Origin of the sequence: Bordetella genomosp. 13 (assembly GCF_007679965.1) — a bacterium.
Taxonomy (GTDB): Bacteria; Pseudomonadota; Gammaproteobacteria; order Burkholderiales; family Burkholderiaceae_B; genus Bordetella.
Genome location: NZ_VEHL01000001.1, coordinates 1 through 18,816, shown reverse-complemented (window position 1 = coordinate 18,816; position 18,816 = coordinate 1). Strand labels below are relative to the sequence as shown.

The window sequence follows — 18,816 nt, the reverse complement described above, 5'->3', positions numbered from 1 at the left end:
CCATGCTTCCCACCCCGCAACAGGTGCGCGATTACATCGCCCAGGGCCTGCCCTGTGACCATCTCGACGTGCAGGGCGACGGCCAGCATTTCGACGCCCTGATCGTCAGCGCGTCCTTCGAAGGCAAGCGCCTGATCGCCCGGCACCAGCTGGTCTACGCGGCGCTGGGCGACCGCATGAAGGCCGAAATCCACGCGCTGTCGATGCGCACCCTCACTCCCGGCGAATACGCCAAGGCAGGCGCCTGATGGACAAGCTGCGCATCACCGGCGGCAAGCCGCTGAACGGCGAGATCGCCATTTCCGGCGCCAAGAACGCGGCGCTGCCCATCCTGTGCGCGGGCCTGCTCACCGCCGACGCGGTGAAGTTGCACAACGTGCCGCGCCTGAACGACATCCACACCACCCTGAAGCTGCTGCGCCTGATGGGCGTGCGCGCCGAGCGCGACGAGAACGGCGGCGCGGTGGTGCAGGCCGACAAGGTCGAGAAGGTCGAAGCGCCCTACGAGCTGGTCAAGACCATGCGCGCCTCGGTACTGGTGTTGGGCCCGCTGCTGGCCCGCTTCGGCGAGGCCCGCGTCAGCCTGCCGGGCGGCTGCGGCATCGGCCAGCGGCCGGTCGACCAGCACATCAAGGGCATGGCGGCGCTGGGCGCCGACATCAGCATCGAGCATGGCTTCATCGTCGCGCGCGCCACGCGCCTGAAGGGCGCCTCGATCCGCACCGACATGGTCACCGTCACCGGCACCGAGAACCTGCTGATGGCCGCCGTGCTGGCCGAGGGCCGCACCGTGCTGGAGAACGCCGCGCGCGAACCCGAGGTCGTCGACCTGGCCGAGTTGCTGATCAAGATGGGCGCCCGGATCCAGGGCCACGGCACCGACCGCATCGTCATCGAAGGCGTCGAGCGCCTGCATGGCGCCGAGCACAGCGTCATCCCCGACCGCATCGAGGCCGGTACCTTCCTGTGCGCGGTGGGCGCCACCGGCGGCGACGTCATGCTGCGCAACGCCGCCCCCGAGACCATGGGCGCCACGCTGGACAAGCTGGCAGAGGCCGGCGTGCAGCTGGAAACCGGCCCCGACTGGATCCGCGGCACGATGACCGGCCGCCCGCGCGCCGTGGGCTTCCGCACCCACGAATACCCCGGCTTCGCCACCGACATGCAGGCGCAGCTGATGGCGCTGGACACAGTGGCCGAAGGCACCGCGGTCATCGTCGAGAACATCTTCGAGAACCGCTACATGCACGTGCAGGAACTGCGCCGCATGGGCGCGGACATCGACATCGACGGCCACACCGCCGTGGTGCGCGGCGTCAAGCGGCTGTCGGGCGCGTCCGTCATGGCCACCGACCTGCGCGCCTCGGCCAGCCTGGTCATCGCCGGCCTGGCCGCCGAGGGCGACACGGTGGTCGACCGCGTCTACCACCTGGACCGCGGCTACGACCGCATGGAAAACAAGCTGCGCGCCCTGGGCGCCACGATCGAACGCCTGGACGGCAAGGAGTCCAAATGATGGTCGCGGGAGCGCCCCTGACCCTGGCGCTGTCCAAGGGTCGCATCTTCGAGGAAACCCTGCCGCTGCTGGCCGAGGCCGGCATCGACGTGCCCGAGAATCCCGAAAGCTCGCGCAAGCTGATCCTGCCCACCAGCGATCCTGGCCTGCGCCTGATCATCGTGCGCGCCACCGACGTGCCGACCTACGTGCAGTACGGCGCGGCCGACCTGGGCATCGCCGGCAAGGACGTGCTGATCGAGCATGCCGACCAGCAGCCCGGCCGCCTGTACCAGCCGATCGACCTGAACATCGCCCGCTGCCGCCTGTGCGTGGCCGTGCGCAACGGGTTCGACTACCAGGCCGCCGTGCGGCAGGGCGCGCGCCTGCGCGTGGCCACCAAGTACGTGCGTGCCGCGCGCGAGCACTTCGCCGGCAAGGGCGTGTACGCCGACATCATCAAGCTGTACGGCTCGATGGAACTGGCGCCGCTGGTCGGGCTGGCCGACTGCATCGTCGACCTGGTCTCCACCGGCGGCACGCTGCGCGCCAACGATCTGGTGGCCGTGGAAGACGTCATGCCGATCTCGTCGCGCCTGATCGTCAACCAGGCCTCGCTGAAGACGCGCGGCGAGCGGCTGCAGCCGCTGCTGGACGCGTTCGAACGGGCGGCCGCACGCGGCGAATGACGGGGCGCCTCGCGCCTTCGGTCAAGTAGGTTCTACGTAGTTGCCGCAGCCGTAGTATCCGCAGTCGTATTCACCCTTGGTCCCCGGCTGTTCCGGGGCCTGTTTGCATTACCATGACGCCATGGCTTTGATCACTCGTCTCGACTCCCGCGACCCTGGGTTCGCTTCCGCCCTGTCCAAGCTGCTGGCTTTCGAAGCCGGCGAGGACGAATCCATCGATCGCGCCGCCGCCGGCATCCTGGCCGACGTACGCACGCGCGGCGACGCCGCGCTGCTCGAGTACACCCATCGATTCGACCGCGTGCCGGCCGATTCGGTAGAAGCCCTGGAAATTCCCAAGTCCGAATGGCATGCGGCCCTGGCTGCGTTGCCGGCCGCCCAGCGCAACGCGCTGGAAGCCGCCGCCGACCGCGTGCGCGCCTATCACGAGCACCAGCGCGGTGAAACCTGGTCCTACACCGACGCCGACGGCACCCTGCTGGGCCAGCAGATCACCCCGCTGGACCGTGTCGGCCTGTACGTGCCCGGCGGCAAGGCGGCGTATCCGTCCTCGGTGCTGATGAACGCCATCCCGGCCAAGGTCGCCGGCGTGCCCGAGGTCGTCATGGTCACGCCCACGCCCGACGGCGTGCGCAACCCCATCGTGCTGGCCGCGGCCGCCATCGGCGGCGTCGACCGCGTCTTCGCCATCGGCGGCGCGCAGGCCATCGGCGCGCTGGCCTACGGCACCGCCACCGTGCCCACCGTGGACAAGATCGTCGGCCCGGGCAATGCCTACGTCGCCGCCGCCAAGCGCCGCGTGTTCGGCGTGGTCGGCATCGACATGATCGCCGGCCCCAGCGAAATCCTGGTCATCTGCGACGGCAAGACGCCCGCCGACTGGATCGCCATGGACCTGTTCTCGCAGGCCGAGCACGACGAACTCGCCCAGTCCATCCTGCTGTGCCCCGACGCGGCCTTCATCGACGAGGTCGAGGCCGCCATCGCGCGCCTGTTGCCCACCATGCCGCGCGTCGACATCCTGCGCGCCAGCCTGGCCAACCGCGGCGCGCTCATCCTCGTGCGCGACCTCGAGGAAGCCTGTGCCATCGCCAACGACATCGCGCCCGAGCACCTGGAGATCTCCACCGAGCAGCCCGAGGTCTGGACGGCCAGGATCCGCCACGCCGGCGCCATCTTCATGGGCCGCTACAGCTCCGAATCGCTGGGCGACTACTGCGCCGGCCCCAACCACGTGCTGCCCACGTCCCGCACCGCGCGCTTCTCGTCGCCGCTGGGCGTGTACGACTTCCAGAAGCGCTCCAGCCTGATCCAGGTCTCGCGCCAGGGCGCGCAGACGCTGGGCCGGATCGCAGCCGAACTGGCATTGGGCGAGGGCCTGCAGGCGCACGCCGCCAGCGCGCAATACCGGCTCGATACCGAATGAACGCCGACCCGGCATCCGGCCGTATCGCCCAGACGGTACGAGCCGGCGTCCGCGCCCGGCAGGCCTATCCGGTTCCCGACGCCACGGGCTGCATCAAGCTCGACGCGATGGAATCGCCCTACACGCTGCCCGAGGCCGTGCGGGCCGAGGTCGCCGCCGCCGTCGCCGCCGCCTCGCTGAACCGCTACCCCGAGGGCGACCTGTCCGTGCTGGGCGGCCTGGTGCGCCAGGCCTTCGGCGTGCCCGACGCAGCCGGCCTGCTGTTCGGCAACGGGTCCGACGAACTCATCCACCTGGTCATCCAGGCCTGCTGCGAGCCCGGCGACGTGGTGCTGTCGCCCTGGCCCTCGTTCGTCTATTTCGACATCGCGGCGCGCCTGTCGCACGCCCGCTTCGTCGGCGTGCCGCTGACGGCCGCGCTGCAGCTCGACCTGCCCGCCATGCTGGCCGCCATCGCCCTGCACCGGCCCAAGGTCGTCTTCCTGGCGCTGCCCAACAACCCCACCGGCGGCCTGTGGCGCGACGCCGACGTGCAGGCCATCCTGGACGCGGCACCCGGCCTGGTGGTGCTGGACGAGGCCTACCAGCCGTTCGCCGGCAGCACCTGGATGCCCCGCGCCGCCGATCTGCCCCACGCCGTGGTGCTGCGCACGGTGTCCAAGATCGGCCTGGCCGGGCTGCGCTTCGGCTACCTGGCCGGCCACCCCGACTGGATCGCCCAGATCGACAAGGTGCGCCCGCCCTACAACCTGGGCGTGCTGGTCCAGGCCGCCCTGCGCGCGGTGCTGCCGCACAAGGCCTTGCTGGACGAACAGGCCGCCCGCCTGCGGGCCGACCGCGGCCCCCTGGCCGCCGCGCTGGCCGCTTTGCCGGGCGTCCACGTGCACGACAGTGCCGCAAACTTCCTTCTTGCACGCTTTTCCGGCAAGAAAGACGCAAACGCCGTGCATCTGGAACTGAAAACGCGCAAAATACTGGTAAAAAACTTCTCGTCGGCTCATCCGCTGCTCAACGGATGCCTGCGCATCTCGGTAGGCGCCCCCGACGAGAACGCGGCCTTGCTGGCCGCCTTGCAAGACATCCTGAGTCACTGACATGCGCACCGCAGAAATCACCCGCAATACCAACGAGACGCGCATCCGCGTCGCGATCGACCTGGACGGCACCGGCAAGCAGACCATCGCCACCGGCGTGCCCTTCCTGGACCACATGCTCGACCAGATCGCGCGCCACGGCCTCATCGACATGGACATCCATTGCGATGGCGACCTGCACATCGACGACCACCACACCGTCGAGGATGTCGGCATCACGCTGGGCATGGCCATCGCGCAGGCCATCGGCGACAAGAAGGGCCTGCGCCGCTACGGCCACGCCTACGTGCCGCTGGACGAAGCGCTGTCGCGCGTGGTCATCGACTTCTCCGGCCGTCCCGGCCTGGAATACCACATCGATTTCACGCGGGCGCGCATCGGCAACTTCGACGTCGACCTCACCCGCGAATTCTTCCAGGGCCTGGTCAACCACGCCCTGATGACGCTGCACATCGACAACCTGCGCGGCTTCAATGCGCACCATCAGTGCGAAACCGTCTTCAAGGCCTTCGGCCGCGCGCTGCGCATGGCCGCCGAGGTCGACCCGCGCATGGCCGGCGTCGTGCCGTCCACCAAGGGCGTGCTGTAAGCCGCGCCCCGCGCGGCTCCCTCCACACACTACGTACGCATCCGAACCCGTGAGCACCATCGCCATCGTCGACTATGGAATGGGCAACTTCCATTCCGTCGCGCGCGCCCTGAAATTCGCCGCCCCCGACGCCGACATCCGCATCTGCAACCAGGCCAGCGAGATCGACGCGGCCGACCGCGTCGTCTTTCCCGGACAGGGCGCCATGCCCGACTGCATGCGTACGCTGAACCAGTCCGGCCTGCGCGAGGCCGTGCTGCGCGCCGCGCGCAACAAGCCCCTGCTGGGCGTGTGCGTGGGCGAGCAGATGCTGTTCGACCTCAGCGAAGAGGGCGATACCCCCTGCCTGTCGGTGTTTCCCGGCACGGTGCGCCGCTTCGTGGGCGAACAGTTCGCCGCGCCGGTCACCGGCGAAGGCGAGGGCGCCGTGCCCGCCGACCGGCAAGAGCACCTGAAGGTGCCGCACATGGGCTGGAACCAAGTCCGCCAGACGCGCTCTCATGCGTTGTGGGCAGGCATTCCCGACCACACGCATTTCTACTTCGTCCACAGCTATTACGCGGCGCCGGCCGATCCGGCGCTCACCGTGGGCGAAAGCGACTATGGCTTCGCATTTACCTGCGCCGTGGCCGCCGCCAACATTTTCGCGGTGCAATTCCATCCCGAGAAGAGCGCCGAGCACGGTTTGCGGCTGTATCGCAATTTTGTAGACTGGAATCCCTGACCCCCCTCGGACACCGGCCTTCCCCGCTGTCCCGGCCAGGGCATCTCAACCGCTTTTCAAGCTCGCACATACACTCACGACCATGCTGCTGATCCCCGCCATCGATCTCAAAGACGGGCGCTGCGTGCGCCTTCGCCAGGGCGACCTGGACGATGCAACGGTGTTCTCCGAAGACCCCGCCGCCATGGCCACCCAATGGCTCGAGCGCGGCGCACGACGCCTGCATCTGGTCGACCTGAACGGCGCCGTTGCCGGCAAGCCCCTCAACGAAGCGCCCATCAAGGCCATCCTCGACGCGCTGGACGGCGAAATCCCCGTGCAGATCGGCGGCGGCATCCGCGACCTCGACACCATCGAGCGCTATCTCGACGCCGGCATCTCGTACGTCATCATCGGCACGGCCGCGGTCAAGAATCCGGGCTTCCTGCACGACGCCTGCGGCGCCTTCCCCGGCAACATCATCGTCGGCCTGGACGCCCGCGACGGCAAGATCGCCACCGACGGCTGGAGCAAGCTCACCCGCCACGACGTGCTCGATCTGGCCAAGAAGTTCGAGGACTACGGCTGCGAGGCCATCATCTACACCGACATCGGCCGCGACGGCATGCTGTCGGGCGTCAACGTCGAAGCCACGGTCCGCCTGGCGCAGCACGTCCGCATTCCCGTCTACGCATCGGGCGGCATCGCCGGCATCCAGGACATCGAGGCGCTGTGCGCGGTCGAATCCGAAGGTGTCGAGGGCGCCATCCTCGGCCGCAGCATCTACGAAGGCACGCTCGACTTCCAGGCCGCGCAGGCCCGGGCCGACGAACTCACGCAATGAGCACCGCCAACGCACTGACCCGCCGCATCATTCCTTGCCTGGACGTCACCGCGGGACGCGTGGTCAAGGGCGTCAACTTCGTCAACCTGGCCGACGCGGGCGATCCGGTCGAGATCGCGCGCCGCTACGACGAACAGGGCGCCGATGAACTCACCTTCCTGGACATCACCGCCACCAGCGACGGCCGCGACCTGATCCTGCCCATCATCGAGCAGGTCGCGTCGCAGGTCTTCATTCCGCTGACGGTGGGCGGGGGCGTGCGCCAGGTCTCCGACGTGCAGCGCCTGCTCAACGCGGGCGCCGACAAGATCAGCATCAACAGCGCCGCCGTGGCCAATCCCGAGCTGGTGCGCGCCGCGGCCGATTACCACGGCTCGCAATGCATCGTGGTGGCCATCGATGCCCGCCGGGTGCCCGTGGCCGAAGGCCAGGCGCCGCGCTGGGAAGTCTTCACGCACGGCGGCCGCAAGGCCACCGGCCTGGATGCCGTGGCGTGGGCGCGCCGCATGGCCGCCTACGGCGCAGGCGAGATCCTGCTGACCAGCATGGACCGCGACGGCACCAAGTCGGGCTTCGACCTGGCGCTGACGCGCGCGGTGTCCGATGCCGTGCCGGTGCCCGTCATCGCCTCGGGCGGCGTGGGCAACCTGGAACACCTGGCCGACGGCGTCACCACCGGCCGCGCCAGCGCGGTGCTGGCCGCCAGCATCTTCCACTTCGGCCAGCACACCGTGGGCGAGTGCAAGCGCTACATGGCCGACCGCGGCATCACCGTCCGAATGGATCAAGCATGAGCCTCACCAACGTCCCCACGTGGATGGCCGACGTCGTCTTCGACGACAAGGGCCTGATTCCCGCCATCGCCCAGGATGCCGAAAACGGCCAGATCCTGATGGTGGCCTGGATGAACCGCGAATCCCTGGCCGAAACGGCCGCCACCGGCCGCGCCGTGTACTGGTCGCGTTCGCGCAACCGCCTGTGGCGCAAGGGCGAAGAGTCGGGCCACATGCAGCACGTGCACGAGCTGCGCCTGGATTGCGATGGCGACGTGGTGCTGCTGAAGGTGCACCAGGACGGCGGCATCGCCTGCCACACCGGCCGTGCCAGCTGCTTCTATCGTCGCCTCGAAGGCACGGCCGACCAGGCCCAATGGAGTACGGTCGACCCCGTCCTGAAAGACCCCGAGCTGATCTACAAATGACCGACGCCCTCACTTCCGCCGACATCCTGGCGCGCCTGGCTGCCACCGTGGCCGCGCGCCATCCCGACCGCGGGGGCGACCCGGCCACCTCGTACGTGGCCAAGCTGCTGAAGAAGGGCCCCGATGCCTTCCTGAAGAAGATCGGGGAAGAGGCCACCGAACTGGTCATGGCCGGCAAGGACGGCGAGCGCGACCGTATCATTAACGAGACAGCCGACCTCTGGTTTCACAGCGTGGTCATGCTCGCTTACTACAATCTGAGCCCCGAGGACGTACTGGCCGAATTGGCCCGCCGCGAAGGCCTTTCCGGCCTGGAAGAAAAAGCGCGGCGACCGGCCGACTGAACGGTCACTTGATGAGCGACACCTGTATTTTCTGCAAGACCGTGCGTGGCGGCATTCCGGCGAAACGCGTCTGCGAGGGCGGCGATTGCGCCGGCCTCCACGACATTCGCCCCGCCGCGTCCGCGCACTTGCCGTCCATCGGGCGCCGCCATCGGGTTTCCCTGCAGGACATCGGTTCCGACGACGCCGGCTGGTTGGGTAAAATGGCCGGATTGGCCTTCCGGCCGGCAGCCGAAAACGGTTGCAGGCCAGGCCCCGACAGCGGGCCTGCGCGGGTGGCCGATTCCGGCGTGGACGGCGGCCAGGAAGTCCCCTCTCTGCATTTCCACAACTTCGGTGGTCCGCAGCCCTGGCATGGGCGCGTGGCCGTCAACGCCTAATTCACGGAGAACTTCCATGGGCAGCTTCAGCATCTGGCATTGGTTGATCGTTCTGGTCATCGTCGCGCTGGTTTTCGGCACGAAGAAACTGCGCAACATCGGCGGCGACCTGGGTGGCGCCGTCAAGGGCTTCAAGGAAGGCATGAAGGACGCCTCCAGCGAACCCACGACGCAGGAAAAGGTCGCCCAGAACCGCGTGGCCGACGACACGATCGACGTCGACGCCCGCGAAAAGACTCGCTCCTGATTCCGGCGGCCAGTCATCCTGCCGGCCGGGCGCCTGAGCCTGGCCGTTTCCGTTTTCTCTTTCAATCGGCTGCCGCATGTTTGATGTGAGCTTCACCGAGCTGCTGATCATCGGCGTGGTCGCGCTGGTGGTCATCGGCCCAGAACGCCTGCCCAAGGTCGCCCGCACGGTCGGCCACCTGCTGGGACGCGCACAGCGCTACGTCAACGACGTCAAGTCCGACATCCAGCGCGAGATCGAGCTCGACGAGCTGCGCAAGTTCAAGGAGAACATGGACGCGGCCGCAAGCGACATGCAGAACACGCTGCGCGACACCGAGAACTCGCTGCGCAGCGCCGAGCAAAGCATCCGCGCCGACCTCGGCACCACCTCGCAGGAAGTCAAGGCAGCGGCGGCCGCCACCATCCACGAAGCCCAGGCGTCGGTATCCAGCGCCGCCCAGGAAGTGAAGGAAGCGCTCGAGACCAACCCGCCCGCCGAGCCGGCCGCGCAGCCCGTGCCTTCGCCCTCGGTGGCGGCGGCGCCGGCGGCCGCTGCGGTGGTGTCAGACAACGCCCCCGCAGCGGCCGTGCCTGCTGCGGCGCCTGCCGCTGCCGCAGTGTCGGCCGCCCCCACGGCGCCTTCCGCGACCGCCAGCCCCGCCGCCGCGCCGATGCCTGCCGACGCCCCCGCGGCACCGGCGCCCGCGCCCAAGAACCCACCGCCTACCGGTACCCCCACGTGAGCCAGCACGCCCCCAACGCAGACCAAGAGCAGCCCGAGGAAAGCTTCATTTCCCATCTGGTCGAGCTGCGCAGCCGCCTGATCCGCGCAGGCGGCAGCGTCATCGCGGTCTTCATCGTGCTGTTCCTGTACCCCGGCGCCTCGGCCATCTACGACGTGCTGGCCCAGCCCATGCTGTCGTCGCTGCCCCAGGGCACCACCATGATCGCCACGGGCGTCATCACGCCCTTCATGGTGCCGATCAAGGTCACGATGATGGCTGCGTTCGTCATCGCGCTGCCCATCGTGCTGTACCAGGCCTGGGCCTTCGTCGCCCCCGGCCTGTACCGCCACGAGAAACGGCTGGCCCTGCCGCTGATCGTCTCCAGCACGCTGCTGTTCATCCTGGGGATGATGTTCTGCTACTTCTTCGTGTTCCGCACGGTCTTCCACTTCATCGCAAGCTTCGCGCCGAAGTCGATCACGCCCGCGCCCGACATCGAGGCCTACCTCAGCTTCGTCATGACCATGTTCATGGCCTTCGGCATCACCTTCGAGGTGCCGGTGGCCGTGGTGCTGCTGGTCAAGATGGGCATCGTCGAACTGGCCAAGCTGCGCACGATGCGCGGCTACGTGGTGGTCGGCGCCTTCATCATCGCCGCGGTGGTCACGCCGCCCGACGTGGTCAGCCAGTTCATGCTGGCCGTGCCGCTGTGCCTGCTGTTCGAGGTGGGATTGCTATGCGCCCGCCTGGTCACGCCAAGAAACAGCGGCAGCACCGACGGGGAAGGCAGCGACGCGCTGAGCGAACGCCACTGATCCTGATCTGCCCATGACGACGATGGCGGCCATTTTGGCCGCCATCGTCGTCATGGAGGCACGACAGACACGCAGATAAATGTGGGACGCTTTCACCCTTGTCGCGCCCTGCCTGCAACCGTACATTGCACGCATGTCGCTCGCCTACCGTTTGCGCGCCCAGATGCGATGGCGCGGAATCAAAAGCCAGACCCAGCTGGCACGCATCTCGGGGGTCGCCCAGCCCACCATCCATCGCATACTCAAATGCGACGATACCTACATGCCCGCGCGGCGCACCATCCAGCGCCTGGCGCACGCGCTGGACATCACGCCCGCCTGGCTCGAAGGCGAGCCGGGCGCGACGGCGCCGCCGCACGCCGTCGCATCCACCGACGGCTACGACGCGGAAATCCGGGTATTGATGGCGCGCCTGCCCGCCGATGCGCGCAGGAAGATCGTGGCGGTGGTGCGCCTGATCGCCGACGAGCAGGCCCGGGGCTAGGCGATCATCGCGCCCTCACGAGGCCGATGCAGACCACTCGGCCGCACGACCGGCCATGCAAGCCTATCGACGCCTGAGAGCGCCCGAGACAGCCTGAGGGCGCCCCAGCCGCCTCAACGCGGCCGGGTCGGACGCGTCCCTACCTTCACCTTCACGGACAGCGCCTTGCCCGCGCGCAGTACGTCCAGCGTGGACGTCTCGCCCGGCGGCAGCGCCGCGATCATCGCCAGCATGGTGGCCGTGTCCGCCACCTGCGTGCCGTCGATGCGCCGCACGATGTCGCCCACCCTCAGCCCGCCGCGGCCGGCGGGTCCATTGCGCTGCACGCCCGCGATGATCACCCCGCGCGTGTCGCGCGGCAGGTTGAACGCGCGCGCCAGCTCGGGGGTGATGTCCTGCGGCTCGACGCCCAGCCAGCCGCGCTTGACGGCGCCGCTCTGGATGATCTCGTCCATCACGCGCCGCGCGCCCTCGATGGGAATGGCGAAGCCGATGCCCAGCGATCCGCCCGTTTCGGAATAGATCGCGGTGTTGATGCCCACCAGGTTGCCCTGCGCGTCGATCAGCGCGCCGCCCGAATTGCCCGGATTGATGGCCGCGTCCGTCTGGATGAAGTTCTCGTAGGTGTTGATGCCCAGGCCGTTGCGGCCCAGCGCCGACACGATGCCCTGCGTGGTGGTCTGGCCCACGCCGAACGGATTGCCGATGGCCAGCACCACGTCGCCGACGCGCAGCGGGCTGTTCTGCGCGATCTCGGCCACCGGCAACTCGCCCAGGCCCGCGCCCACCTTCAGTACCGCCAGGTCGGTATCGGGATCGGCACCCACCACCTTCGCGGTCGCCTTGCGGCCGTCGGACAGCGCCACCTCGATGGAATCGGCGGCCTCGACCACGTGGTAGTTGGTCAGCACGTAGCCGCCCGCGCTGACGATCACGCCCGATCCCAGGCTGGACGCCGCCTGGCGCCGGCTCATGCCCGGCATCTGGCCGAACAGCTGGCGCAGCACCGGGTCGTCGGGCATGGGCATCAGCGGCACCTCGACGTGCTTGGCGGTGTACACGTTCACCACCCACGGCGTGGCGCGCGCCACCGCCTCGGCGTACGAAAACGACGACTGCTTGGGCGACGCCACGGGCGGCAGCGGTGAAACGGGCACCGGCACCGGCACCTGCGCCGCCGGGGCGGCAGGCGGCGATCCCAGCCGCACCCAGTCGGGGCGCAGCGTGGTGACGACGAATAAAATGGCCAGACTGACGGTGACAGCCTGGGCGAATATCAGCCAAAGGCGACGCATGATCCCCACAGGAACGACATGACGACTACGATCGAGACCCGCGAGCTGGCCGCCTGGCTGGACGGCACGCTGCAGGCGGCGCGCTTCAAAGACTACTGCCCCAACGGCCTGCAGGTCGAAGGCCGGGAACGCACGGGCCACATTATCACCGGCGTCACGGCTTCCGAGGCGCTGTTACGCGCCGCGATCGAACGCAATGCCGACGCCGTGCTGGTACACCACGGCTGGTTCTGGAAGAACGAAGACCCTCGCGTGCGCGGCCCGCGCCGCACCCGCCTGGCCCTGACGCTGGCCCATGGCCTGAACCTGTTCGCCTACCACCTGCCGCTGGACGCGCATCCGCGACTGGGCAACAACGCCCAACTGGCGCGCATCCTGGGCCTGCAGCCCGACATGGCCGGCGACCAGCCCCAGACCTGCGGTCCCGATGGCCTGATCTGGCTGGGCCGCGCGCCCGGACTGAACACGCTCGGCGACCTGGCGGCACGCGTGGCCGAACGGCTGGATCGCGCGCCCCTGGTGGTGGGCGACGCGCAACAGCCGCTGGGCCGCATCGCATGGTGCACGGGCGCCGCGCAAGGCATGCTGGCCGACGCCATCGAGGCCGGAGCCACCGCCTACATCACCGGCGAAGCCTCGGAACCCACCGTGCACCTGGCGCGCGAGACCGGCACCGGGTTCGTCGGGGCGGGCCATCACGCCACCGAGCGCTACGGCATCCAGGCGCTGGGCGACGCCGTGGCGAAGCAGTTCGGCATCCGCGTCGAGTTCGTCGACATCGACAATCCCGTGTGACGCGGCGCGGCCGCCAAGTGCTTATTTCCTCAGCAGATCGCGGATCTCGCGCAGCAGCGCGACGTCCTCGGGCGGCGGCACGGGCTTGGCCGGCGCCGGCGCTTCCTCGTGGCGGCGGCGGGCCGCATTGATGCCGCGGACCATCAGGAAGATCACGAAGGCCAGCAGGATGAAGTTGATCAGGATGGTGAGGAAGTTGCCCCACGCCAGCACCGTGGCGCCCGCCTTGGTCAGGTCGGCATAGGTCTGCGGGCCCGTGTAGTTGGGCGGCGCGGACAGGACCAGGAATTTGTTGGTGAAGTCGACGGAGCCGCCGACCAGGAAGTTCACCAACGGCATGATGATGTCTTTGACCATCGAGTCGACGATCTTGCCGAACGCCGCGCCGATGATCACGCCGACCGCGAGGTCGACGACACTGCCCTTGACGGCGAATTCGCGGAATTCGTGAAAAAACCCTTTGGACGAGCTCATGCCTACTCCTAGAGATGACTGCCTGAAAAAAGTACTGCCGGGCGTCCGCCAGCAAAGGCCGTGCCTGCCGCGCGAGACCCAGCCGCCGTCATAGTGCTGGATACAGACCTGCTGAAGCATATAATATGCGGTTGCTATGGTGTAACACGTGCCAGTACCTAAGTTTGCTGCAAGCCTGATCCGAGTAGAAGAACAGGCGCATCCACGAGGAAGGGAAGACAATGAGTCAGGACACGTTGTTGGTGCACGATGACGACGGCGCAGTGGATCCCACGCTGCCGCCCGACCCGTCGCGTCGCTTTTGGGTAACGACAGCCTGTGCAGCCGGCGGCTTCGCAGGCGTTGCCGCCGCAGTACCTTTCGTCAGTACATTCGCACCGTCCGAGCGGGCCCGCGCAGCGGGCGCCCCGGTCGAAGTCGACGTCGGCGATCTCGCCCCCGGCCAGATGCGCACCGTCGAATGGCGGGGCAAGCCCGTCTGGATCATCCGCCGCACCGACGACCAGATCAAGGGCCTCGCGTCGCAGGACGGCCTGCTGGCCGATCCCAAGTCGGACCGCCCCGGCTTCACCCCCGAATACGCCAAGAACGAAACCCGCTCGCGCAAGCCCGAGCTATTCGTCTGCGTGGGCATCTGCACCCACCTGGGCTGTTCGCCCACGCCCCATTTCGAGACCGGCGGCGGCGCCGGCATGCCCAGCAGTTGGGAAGGCGGATTCCTCTGCCCCTGCCACGGCTCGACCTTCGACCTGGCAGGGCGCGTCTATCGCAACAAGCCAGCTCCAGACAATCTGGAAGTCCCCCCTTATCAGTACCTGAGCGACACCCGCATCATCGTCGGCGTGGACGAAGAGAACAAGGCGTAGCGCGGCGCGCCGCCCTGTTTCTTCCCCGACGGACGCATAGCAGTACGCCACGTATAAAAAAGGAGCCGTGATGGCTGGCGATAAGATTGTCGAGACAACGGGTTTGCTGGGTTGGCTGGACCGGCGTTTTCCGGCTTCCTCCACCTGGAAGGCGCATCTTTCCGAGTACTACGCGCCCAAGAATTTCAACTTCTGGTATTTCTTCGGATCGCTGGCGCTGCTGGTGCTGGTCATCCAGATCCTCACCGGCATCTTCCTGGTGATGCACTACAAGCCGGATGCGCAACGCGCGTTCGAATCCGTCGAATACATCATGCGCGAGGTCCCGTGGGGCTGGCTGGTGCGCTACATGCATTCCACCGGCGCCTCCATGTTCTTCGTGGTGGTCTATCTCCACATGCTGCGCGGCCTGTTCTACGGCTCGTACCGCAAGCCGCGCGAACTCGTATGGATCTTCGGCGTGGCGATCTTCCTCTGTCTGATGGGCGAGGCCTTCTTCGGCTACCTGCTGCCCTGGGGCCAGATGTCCTACTGGGGCGCCCAGGTCATCGTGAACCTGTTCTCGGCCATTCCCTTCATCGGCCCTGAACTGTCGATCTGGATCCGCGGCGACTACGTGGTCTCGGACGCGACACTCAACCGCTTCTTCTCGTTCCACGTCATCGCCATCCCGCTGGTGCTGGTCGGCCTGGTCGCGGCCCACCTGGTGGCGCTGCACGAAGTCGGTTCCAACAATCCCGACGGCGTCGAGATCAAGGAGGGCCCGAAGGACAGGTACGGCCGCCCGGCCGACGGCATCCCTTTCCACCCGTTCTACACGGTGCACGACATCGTCGGCGTGGCAGGCTTCCTCATCGTCTTCGCCGCCATCGTGTTCTTCGCCCCCGAGATGGGCGGGTACTTCCTCGAGTTCAACAACTTCATTCCCGCCGACGCGCTGAAGACCCCGCCGCACATCGCGCCGGTCTGGTACTTCACGCCGTTCTACTCCATGCTGCGCGCCACCACCGACGAGTTCACGTGGGTGCTGGCGGGCGCCGCGGTGCTGGGCGCGATTGCGCTGTTCCTGCGCGGCGGACTGAAGGGCATCTGGCGCATCGTGTTCCCGGTCGCGCTGGTCGTGGTGGCGGTCCTGCTGCGCAGCATCGATGCCAAGTTCTGGGGCGTGGTTGCCATGGGCGGCGCGGTCGTCATCCTGTTCTTCCTGCCGTGGCTCGACCACTCGCCGGTCAAGTCCATCCGCTACCGGCCCACGTGGCACAAGTGGTTCTACGGCATCTTCATCGTCAACTTCCTGATCATGGGCTACCTGGGCACGCAACCGCCCAGCGACGTGTTCAACCTGATGTCGCAGGCCGGCACGCTGATCTACCTGGGCTTCTTCTTCCTGATGCCCGTGTGGAGCCGCATCGGCACCTTCAAGCCCGTGCCCGCGCGCGTCACCTTCCACGCCCACTGAGCCCACGACAGGACGAAACGACCATGATCAAGAAGCTGATCGGTGCCGTAGCGTTGATGCTCACGTGCACCGCCACCTATGCCGCCGAGGGCGGCTACCACCTGGAAAAGGCGCCGGATCGCATCAACGACCTGGCCGCCCTGCAGAACGGCGCCAAGCTGTTCGTCAACTACTGCCTGAACTGCCACAGCGCCAATTCCATGCGCTACAACAAGCTGGCGGAAATCGGCCTGACCGACGACCAGATCAAGGCCAACCTGCTGTTCACCGGCGAGAAGGTCGGCGACCTGATGCACATCGCCATGACGCCGGCTGACGCCAAGCGCTGGTTCGGCACCACGCCGCCCGACCTGTCGGTGATCGCGCGCGCCAAGTCGATCAACGCCGGCCCCACGGGCGCCGACTACATCTACACCTACCTGCGCACGTTCTACCGGGACAGCAGCAAGGCCACCGGCTGGAACAACCTGGTGTTTCCCAACGTGGGCATGCCGCACGTGCTGTGGGAACGCCAGGGTCCGCGCGAACTGACCACCGTGGCCCTGCACCAGGTCGAGGGCAAGGACGGCACGCACGCCTGGGAACGCGTCACCACGGTGTACGATGCGCAGGGCTACGCCACCGCCAAGACCGAGGCGGTGGCCGACTACCATGGCCATGGCAGCGTCGAGACGCGCTTCAAGTCCCTCAACCCGGCGCAGACGGCCGCCTACGACCGCGACATGGCCGACCTGACCGGTTTCATGTCCTGGATGGCCGAACCCGCCCAGCGGCAGCGCCGCGAACTGGGCGTCTGGGTGCTGCTTTTCCTGGGTGTTTTCTTCGTGATCGCGTGGCGTTTGAACGCGTCCTACTGGAAACACGTACGCTAAATCTGCTAAAACATCCGGTTTGGCCCAATCCGGCGTGCGCCCCATGGGTGCGCGCCGACTGATTTCGACGCAAAGGCGCAGGGCAAAGACCCCTGCCCAAGCCTGGAATTCCGGGCCAGCGGCCGCTAGACTAGGCCGCTGGCCTTTCGCTTTTCATACAAGGACTTACCACCATGATGGTGCTCTACTCCGGGACCACGTGCCCCTTTTCGCAACGCTGCCGCTTCGTGCTTTTCGAAAAGGGCATGGATTTCGAGATCCGGGACATCGACCTGTACAACAAGCCTGAGGACATCTCGGTGATGAACCCGTACGGTCAGGTGCCCATCCTGGTCGAGCGCGATCTGATCCTGTACGAGTCGAACATCATCAACGAATACATCGACGAGCGCTTCCCGCACCCGCAGCTGATGCCGGCCGATCCGGTCATGCGCGCGCGCACCCGCCTGTTCCTGTACAACTTCGAGAAAGAGCTGTTCATCCACGTCTCCACGCTGGAAGACCGCTCGGCCAAGCCCGATGACAAGAAGATGGTCGTTGCCCGCCAGCACATCCGCGACCGCCTGGCCCAGCTCGCTCCCATGCTGCTGAAGAACAAGTACATGCTGGGCGAAGAATTCTCCATGCTGGACGTGGCCGTGGCCCCGCTGCTGTGGCGCCTGGACCACTACGGCATCGAGCTGCCCAAGAACGCCGCTCCCATCCAGAAATATGCCGAGCGCATCTTCTCGCGCCCGGCCTACATCGAAGCGCTGACCCCGTCCGAAAAGGTCATGCGTCGCTGATCATGGGCGAAACGTCGACCAAACCCTATCTGATCCGGGCGTTGCACGAGTGGTGTACCGACAACGGCTACACCCCGTACATCACCGTCCAGGTCGACGCGCACACGCTGGTCCCGCTGGCACACGTGCGCGACGGCCAGATCACGCTGAACGTGGGCACGCTGGCCACGAACAAGCTGGTGCTGGGCAACGAGTTCATCGAGTTCCAGGCCCGCTTCAGCGGCGTCACGGAGAACGTGCTGGTGCCGGTGTCGAACGTCAGCGCGATCTACGCGCGCGAGACGGGCGCGGGCATGGGCTTCGAGGTGCAGGCCTACGAGCCTGCGGCCGAGGCGCCCGAGGACGATTCGGCGGCGGCCCTGTCGTCGGTGCCCCCGTCCGAGGCGGCACTGGCGGAATCGGCCGACGGCGATTCGCCCGACGACGACGAGCCCAAGCGGCCTCGCCTGACGATCGTGAAGTGATCAGCGGATGACACCCGCCGCGGCATGACCGCGGCGGCGTCTTTCCCATACAATGCAATCCCCTCGCCGTGCGCAACGCACGGCGGGCCGTGCCGGTGTAGCTCAGTTGGTAGAGCAGCTCACTTGTAATGAGAAGGTCGAGGGTTCGATTCCTTTCACCGGCACCACGTGGTCACCTGGCTCGAACCAGCCTCTCGTGCTGCCACGCATCCGCCAGACAGCCCAGACAGTCGGAAGACGTCGAAAAACCTTTTTTTGCACGGCGCGGACGAAGATGCCCTGGCCATGAAGTGGGGGGGCGCCCGACAACGGCTATGCCCTGTCCAGCGGCACCTAGATGTCGAGTTTCAATAGGTTGTTTACCCCGAGCCTGGAGGCAGGAGGGTTGTATCCGAGGGCAGAGTGAGGCCGTCGGATGTTGTAGTAGGCCAGGAACGCCGGTAGCCAGTCACAGCGCTCGTCGCTGGTGTTCCAGGTCCGACCATAAGCCCATTCGCGCAGACAGGTCTGGATGAACCGCTCAGCCTTGCCGTTGGTCTGGGGCCGGTAAGGCCGGGTGAAGGTGTGCTTGATACCCAGAGCCAGGCAGGTCTTGGCGAACAGGCCGGAACGATACGCCGAGCCATTGTCCGTGATCAGGCGTTTGATATTTACGCCCAGAGCCGCGTAGTGGGCCACAGCAGCTCGCAGAAACGCAACCGCTGAGTCTTTCCCCTCGTTTGGGTGCATCTGCACGAAGCCCAGCCGCGAGTGATCGTCAATGGCCACATGGGCGTACTCCCAGCCCGC

24 protein-coding genes, 1 tRNA gene and 1 pseudogene are annotated in these 18,816 nt (G+C 67.2%); 23 read left to right on the top strand and 3 right to left on the bottom strand.

Translation table 11 applies throughout. The features are described from left to right. The first annotated feature begins 2 nt into the window (after positions 1 to 2). The 16 genes and pseudogenes from FS845_RS00130 to FS845_RS00055 all read left to right on the top strand — a co-directional run bounded on the left by FS845_RS00130 (position 3) and on the right by FS845_RS00055 (position 11,017). Positions 3 to 248 carry a BolA family protein gene (locus FS845_RS00130; protein WP_186332108.1) on the top strand — a complete coding sequence of 82 codons (246 nt, stop codon included), beginning with the start codon at positions 3 to 5 and terminating at the stop codon, positions 246 to 248. Further along, complete coding sequence (gene murA / locus FS845_RS00125; RefSeq protein ID WP_144629710.1) at positions 248 to 1,516, top strand: UDP-N-acetylglucosamine 1-carboxyvinyltransferase; 1,269 nt, start codon at positions 248 to 250, stop codon at positions 1,514 to 1,516. The genes FS845_RS00130 and murA overlap by 1 nt, the downstream gene beginning before the upstream one ends. Next, positions 1,513 to 2,184 carry an ATP phosphoribosyltransferase gene (gene hisG, locus FS845_RS00120; protein ID WP_144629708.1) on the top strand — a complete coding sequence of 224 codons (672 nt, stop codon included), beginning with the start codon at positions 1,513 to 1,515 and terminating at the stop codon, positions 2,182 to 2,184. The genes murA and hisG overlap by 4 nt, the downstream gene beginning before the upstream one ends. Positions 2,185 to 2,305: 121 nt before the next feature. Beyond that, a complete protein-coding gene (gene hisD / locus FS845_RS00115; RefSeq protein ID WP_144629705.1) occupies positions 2,306 to 3,610 on the top strand; it encodes a histidinol dehydrogenase in 1,305 nt (434 codons plus the stop codon). Then, a complete protein-coding gene (gene hisC, locus FS845_RS00110; RefSeq protein ID WP_144629703.1) occupies positions 3,607 to 4,704 on the top strand; it encodes a histidinol-phosphate transaminase in 1,098 nt (365 codons plus the stop codon). Before hisD ends, hisC begins: the two co-directional genes overlap by 4 nt. Before the next feature lies 1 nt (position 4,705). Further along, complete coding sequence (gene hisB, locus FS845_RS00105) at positions 4,706 to 5,293, top strand: imidazoleglycerol-phosphate dehydratase HisB (protein ID WP_144629701.1); 588 nt, start codon at positions 4,706 to 4,708, stop codon at positions 5,291 to 5,293. Positions 5,294 to 5,342: 49 nt separating this feature from the next. Continuing rightward, entirely contained in the window at positions 5,343 to 6,017 is a 675-nt protein-coding gene (hisH, locus tag FS845_RS00100) for an imidazole glycerol phosphate synthase subunit HisH (RefSeq protein WP_144629699.1), read from the top strand. Between the two features lie 82 nt (positions 6,018 to 6,099). Next, positions 6,100 to 6,840, top strand: coding sequence for a 1-(5-phosphoribosyl)-5-[(5-phosphoribosylamino)methylideneamino]imidazole-4-carboxamide isomerase (gene hisA, locus FS845_RS00095; protein ID WP_144629697.1), 741 nt, complete (start codon positions 6,100 to 6,102; stop codon positions 6,838 to 6,840). After that, positions 6,837 to 7,634 carry an imidazole glycerol phosphate synthase subunit HisF gene (hisF, locus tag FS845_RS00090; RefSeq protein WP_144629695.1) on the top strand — a complete coding sequence of 266 codons (798 nt, stop codon included), beginning with the start codon at positions 6,837 to 6,839 and terminating at the stop codon, positions 7,632 to 7,634. The genes hisA and hisF overlap by 4 nt, the downstream gene beginning before the upstream one ends. After that, positions 7,631 to 8,041: a phosphoribosyl-AMP cyclohydrolase gene (hisI, locus tag FS845_RS00085; RefSeq protein ID WP_144629693.1), complete on the top strand. Its 411-nt coding sequence runs from the start codon at positions 7,631 to 7,633 to the stop codon at positions 8,039 to 8,041. The genes hisF and hisI overlap by 4 nt, the downstream gene beginning before the upstream one ends. Beyond that, entirely contained in the window at positions 8,038 to 8,385 is a 348-nt protein-coding gene (locus FS845_RS00080) for a phosphoribosyl-ATP diphosphatase (RefSeq protein WP_144629691.1), read from the top strand. Before hisI ends, FS845_RS00080 begins: the two co-directional genes overlap by 4 nt. Before the next feature lie 11 nt (positions 8,386 to 8,396). Next, positions 8,397 to 8,765 carry an HIT domain-containing protein gene (locus FS845_RS00075; RefSeq protein WP_144629689.1) on the top strand — a complete coding sequence of 123 codons (369 nt, stop codon included), beginning with the start codon at positions 8,397 to 8,399 and terminating at the stop codon, positions 8,763 to 8,765. Positions 8,766 to 8,781: 16 nt separating this feature from the next. Beyond that, complete coding sequence (gene tatA / locus FS845_RS00070) at positions 8,782 to 9,012, top strand: Sec-independent protein translocase subunit TatA (RefSeq protein ID WP_144629687.1); 231 nt, start codon at positions 8,782 to 8,784, stop codon at positions 9,010 to 9,012. Between the two features lie 76 nt (positions 9,013 to 9,088). Next, positions 9,089 to 9,377: pseudogene (tatB, locus tag FS845_RS26920) on the top strand (Sec-independent protein translocase protein TatB); the annotation flags it as partial. Positions 9,378 to 9,732: 355 nt separating this feature from the next. Next, a complete protein-coding gene (gene tatC / locus FS845_RS00060) occupies positions 9,733 to 10,533 on the top strand; it encodes a twin-arginine translocase subunit TatC (RefSeq protein WP_144629683.1) in 801 nt (266 codons plus the stop codon). 79 nt (positions 10,534 to 10,612) lie between these two features. Then, entirely contained in the window at positions 10,613 to 11,017 is a 405-nt protein-coding gene (locus FS845_RS00055; RefSeq protein ID WP_313960310.1) for a helix-turn-helix transcriptional regulator, read from the top strand. Between the two features lie 113 nt (positions 11,018 to 11,130). On the opposite strand, the gene FS845_RS00050 is transcribed toward FS845_RS00055, so the two are convergent. After that, positions 11,131 to 12,312: a trypsin-like peptidase domain-containing protein gene (locus FS845_RS00050; RefSeq protein ID WP_144629676.1), complete on the bottom strand. Its 1,182-nt coding sequence runs from the start codon at positions 12,310 to 12,312 to the stop codon at positions 11,131 to 11,133. An 18-nt stretch (positions 12,313 to 12,330) separates the two neighbouring features. Between FS845_RS00050 and FS845_RS00045 the strand changes: the two genes are divergently transcribed. After that, complete coding sequence (locus FS845_RS00045; RefSeq protein WP_144629673.1) at positions 12,331 to 13,107, top strand: Nif3-like dinuclear metal center hexameric protein; 777 nt, start codon at positions 12,331 to 12,333, stop codon at positions 13,105 to 13,107. Between the two features lie 21 nt (positions 13,108 to 13,128). Here the strand turns inward: FS845_RS00045 and mscL are convergent, their stop codons facing one another. Then, positions 13,129 to 13,581, bottom strand: coding sequence for a large conductance mechanosensitive channel protein MscL (gene mscL / locus FS845_RS00040; protein ID WP_144629671.1), 453 nt, complete (start codon positions 13,579 to 13,581; stop codon positions 13,129 to 13,131). 221 nt (positions 13,582 to 13,802) lie between these two features. Here mscL and petA point away from each other — a divergent pair, with 221 nt between their 5' ends. The 6 genes from petA to FS845_RS00010 all read left to right on the top strand — a co-directional run bounded on the left by petA (position 13,803) and on the right by FS845_RS00010 (position 18,194). Then, complete coding sequence (gene petA / locus FS845_RS00035) at positions 13,803 to 14,447, top strand: ubiquinol-cytochrome c reductase iron-sulfur subunit (protein WP_144629669.1); 645 nt, start codon at positions 13,803 to 13,805, stop codon at positions 14,445 to 14,447. Between the two features lie 70 nt (positions 14,448 to 14,517). Continuing rightward, on the top strand, positions 14,518 to 15,906 hold the full coding sequence (locus FS845_RS00030) for a cytochrome b (RefSeq protein WP_144629667.1): 1,389 nt from the start codon (positions 14,518 to 14,520) through the stop codon (positions 15,904 to 15,906). Between the two features lie 23 nt (positions 15,907 to 15,929). Then, complete coding sequence (locus FS845_RS00025) at positions 15,930 to 16,778, top strand: cytochrome c1 (RefSeq protein ID WP_144629665.1); 849 nt, start codon at positions 15,930 to 15,932, stop codon at positions 16,776 to 16,778. Positions 16,779 to 16,951: 173 nt separating this feature from the next. Continuing rightward, positions 16,952 to 17,563, top strand: coding sequence for a glutathione S-transferase N-terminal domain-containing protein (locus FS845_RS00020; protein WP_144629663.1), 612 nt, complete (start codon positions 16,952 to 16,954; stop codon positions 17,561 to 17,563). A 2-nt stretch (positions 17,564 to 17,565) separates the two neighbouring features. After that, entirely contained in the window at positions 17,566 to 18,027 is a 462-nt protein-coding gene (locus FS845_RS00015; protein WP_144629661.1) for a ClpXP protease specificity-enhancing factor, read from the top strand. 91 nt (positions 18,028 to 18,118) lie between these two features. Continuing rightward, positions 18,119 to 18,194, top strand: a tRNA-Thr gene (locus FS845_RS00010). Between the two features lie 166 nt (positions 18,195 to 18,360). On the opposite strand, the gene FS845_RS00005 is transcribed toward FS845_RS00010, so the two are convergent. Next, the coding region (locus tag FS845_RS00005; protein WP_144629659.1) for an integrase core domain-containing protein at positions 18,361 to 18,816 on the bottom strand (456 nt) is incomplete at its 5' end.

What these genes read in the sequence shown, in the direction of transcription:
- FS845_RS00130 (WP_186332108.1), top strand. Translation starts at nt 3, where the DNA reads ATGCTTCCCACCCCGCAACAGGTGCGCGATTACATCGCCCAGGGCCTG.
- murA (WP_144629710.1), top strand. Translation starts at nt 248, where the DNA reads ATGGACAAGCTGCGCATCACCGGCGGCAAGCCGCTGAACGGCGAGATC.
- hisG (WP_144629708.1), top strand. Translation starts at nt 1,513, where the DNA reads ATGATGGTCGCGGGAGCGCCCCTGACCCTGGCGCTGTCCAAGGGTCGC.
- hisD (WP_144629705.1), top strand. Translation starts at nt 2,306, where the DNA reads ATGGCTTTGATCACTCGTCTCGACTCCCGCGACCCTGGGTTCGCTTCC.
- hisC (WP_144629703.1), top strand. Translation starts at nt 3,607, where the DNA reads ATGAACGCCGACCCGGCATCCGGCCGTATCGCCCAGACGGTACGAGCC.
- hisB (WP_144629701.1), top strand. Translation starts at nt 4,706, where the DNA reads ATGCGCACCGCAGAAATCACCCGCAATACCAACGAGACGCGCATCCGC.
- hisA (WP_144629697.1), top strand. Translation starts at nt 6,100, where the DNA reads ATGCTGCTGATCCCCGCCATCGATCTCAAAGACGGGCGCTGCGTGCGC.
- hisF (WP_144629695.1), top strand. Translation starts at nt 6,837, where the DNA reads ATGAGCACCGCCAACGCACTGACCCGCCGCATCATTCCTTGCCTGGAC.
- hisI (WP_144629693.1), top strand. Translation starts at nt 7,631, where the DNA reads ATGAGCCTCACCAACGTCCCCACGTGGATGGCCGACGTCGTCTTCGAC.
- FS845_RS00080 (WP_144629691.1), top strand. Translation starts at nt 8,038, where the DNA reads ATGACCGACGCCCTCACTTCCGCCGACATCCTGGCGCGCCTGGCTGCC.
- FS845_RS00075 (WP_144629689.1), top strand. Translation starts at nt 8,397, where the DNA reads ATGAGCGACACCTGTATTTTCTGCAAGACCGTGCGTGGCGGCATTCCG.
- tatA (WP_144629687.1), top strand. Translation starts at nt 8,782, where the DNA reads ATGGGCAGCTTCAGCATCTGGCATTGGTTGATCGTTCTGGTCATCGTC.
- FS845_RS00055 (WP_313960310.1), top strand. Translation starts at nt 10,613, where the DNA reads ATGTGGGACGCTTTCACCCTTGTCGCGCCCTGCCTGCAACCGTACATT.
- FS845_RS00050 (WP_144629676.1), bottom strand. Translation starts at nt 12,312, where the DNA reads ATGCGTCGCCTTTGGCTGATATTCGCCCAGGCTGTCACCGTCAGTCTG.
- FS845_RS00045 (WP_144629673.1), top strand. Translation starts at nt 12,331, where the DNA reads ATGACGACTACGATCGAGACCCGCGAGCTGGCCGCCTGGCTGGACGGC.
- mscL (WP_144629671.1), bottom strand. Translation starts at nt 13,581, where the DNA reads ATGAGCTCGTCCAAAGGGTTTTTTCACGAATTCCGCGAATTCGCCGTC.
- petA (WP_144629669.1), top strand. Translation starts at nt 13,803, where the DNA reads ATGAGTCAGGACACGTTGTTGGTGCACGATGACGACGGCGCAGTGGAT.
- FS845_RS00030 (WP_144629667.1), top strand. Translation starts at nt 14,518, where the DNA reads ATGGCTGGCGATAAGATTGTCGAGACAACGGGTTTGCTGGGTTGGCTG.
- FS845_RS00025 (WP_144629665.1), top strand. Translation starts at nt 15,930, where the DNA reads ATGATCAAGAAGCTGATCGGTGCCGTAGCGTTGATGCTCACGTGCACC.
- FS845_RS00020 (WP_144629663.1), top strand. Translation starts at nt 16,952, where the DNA reads ATGATGGTGCTCTACTCCGGGACCACGTGCCCCTTTTCGCAACGCTGC.
- FS845_RS00015 (WP_144629661.1), top strand. Translation starts at nt 17,566, where the DNA reads ATGGGCGAAACGTCGACCAAACCCTATCTGATCCGGGCGTTGCACGAG.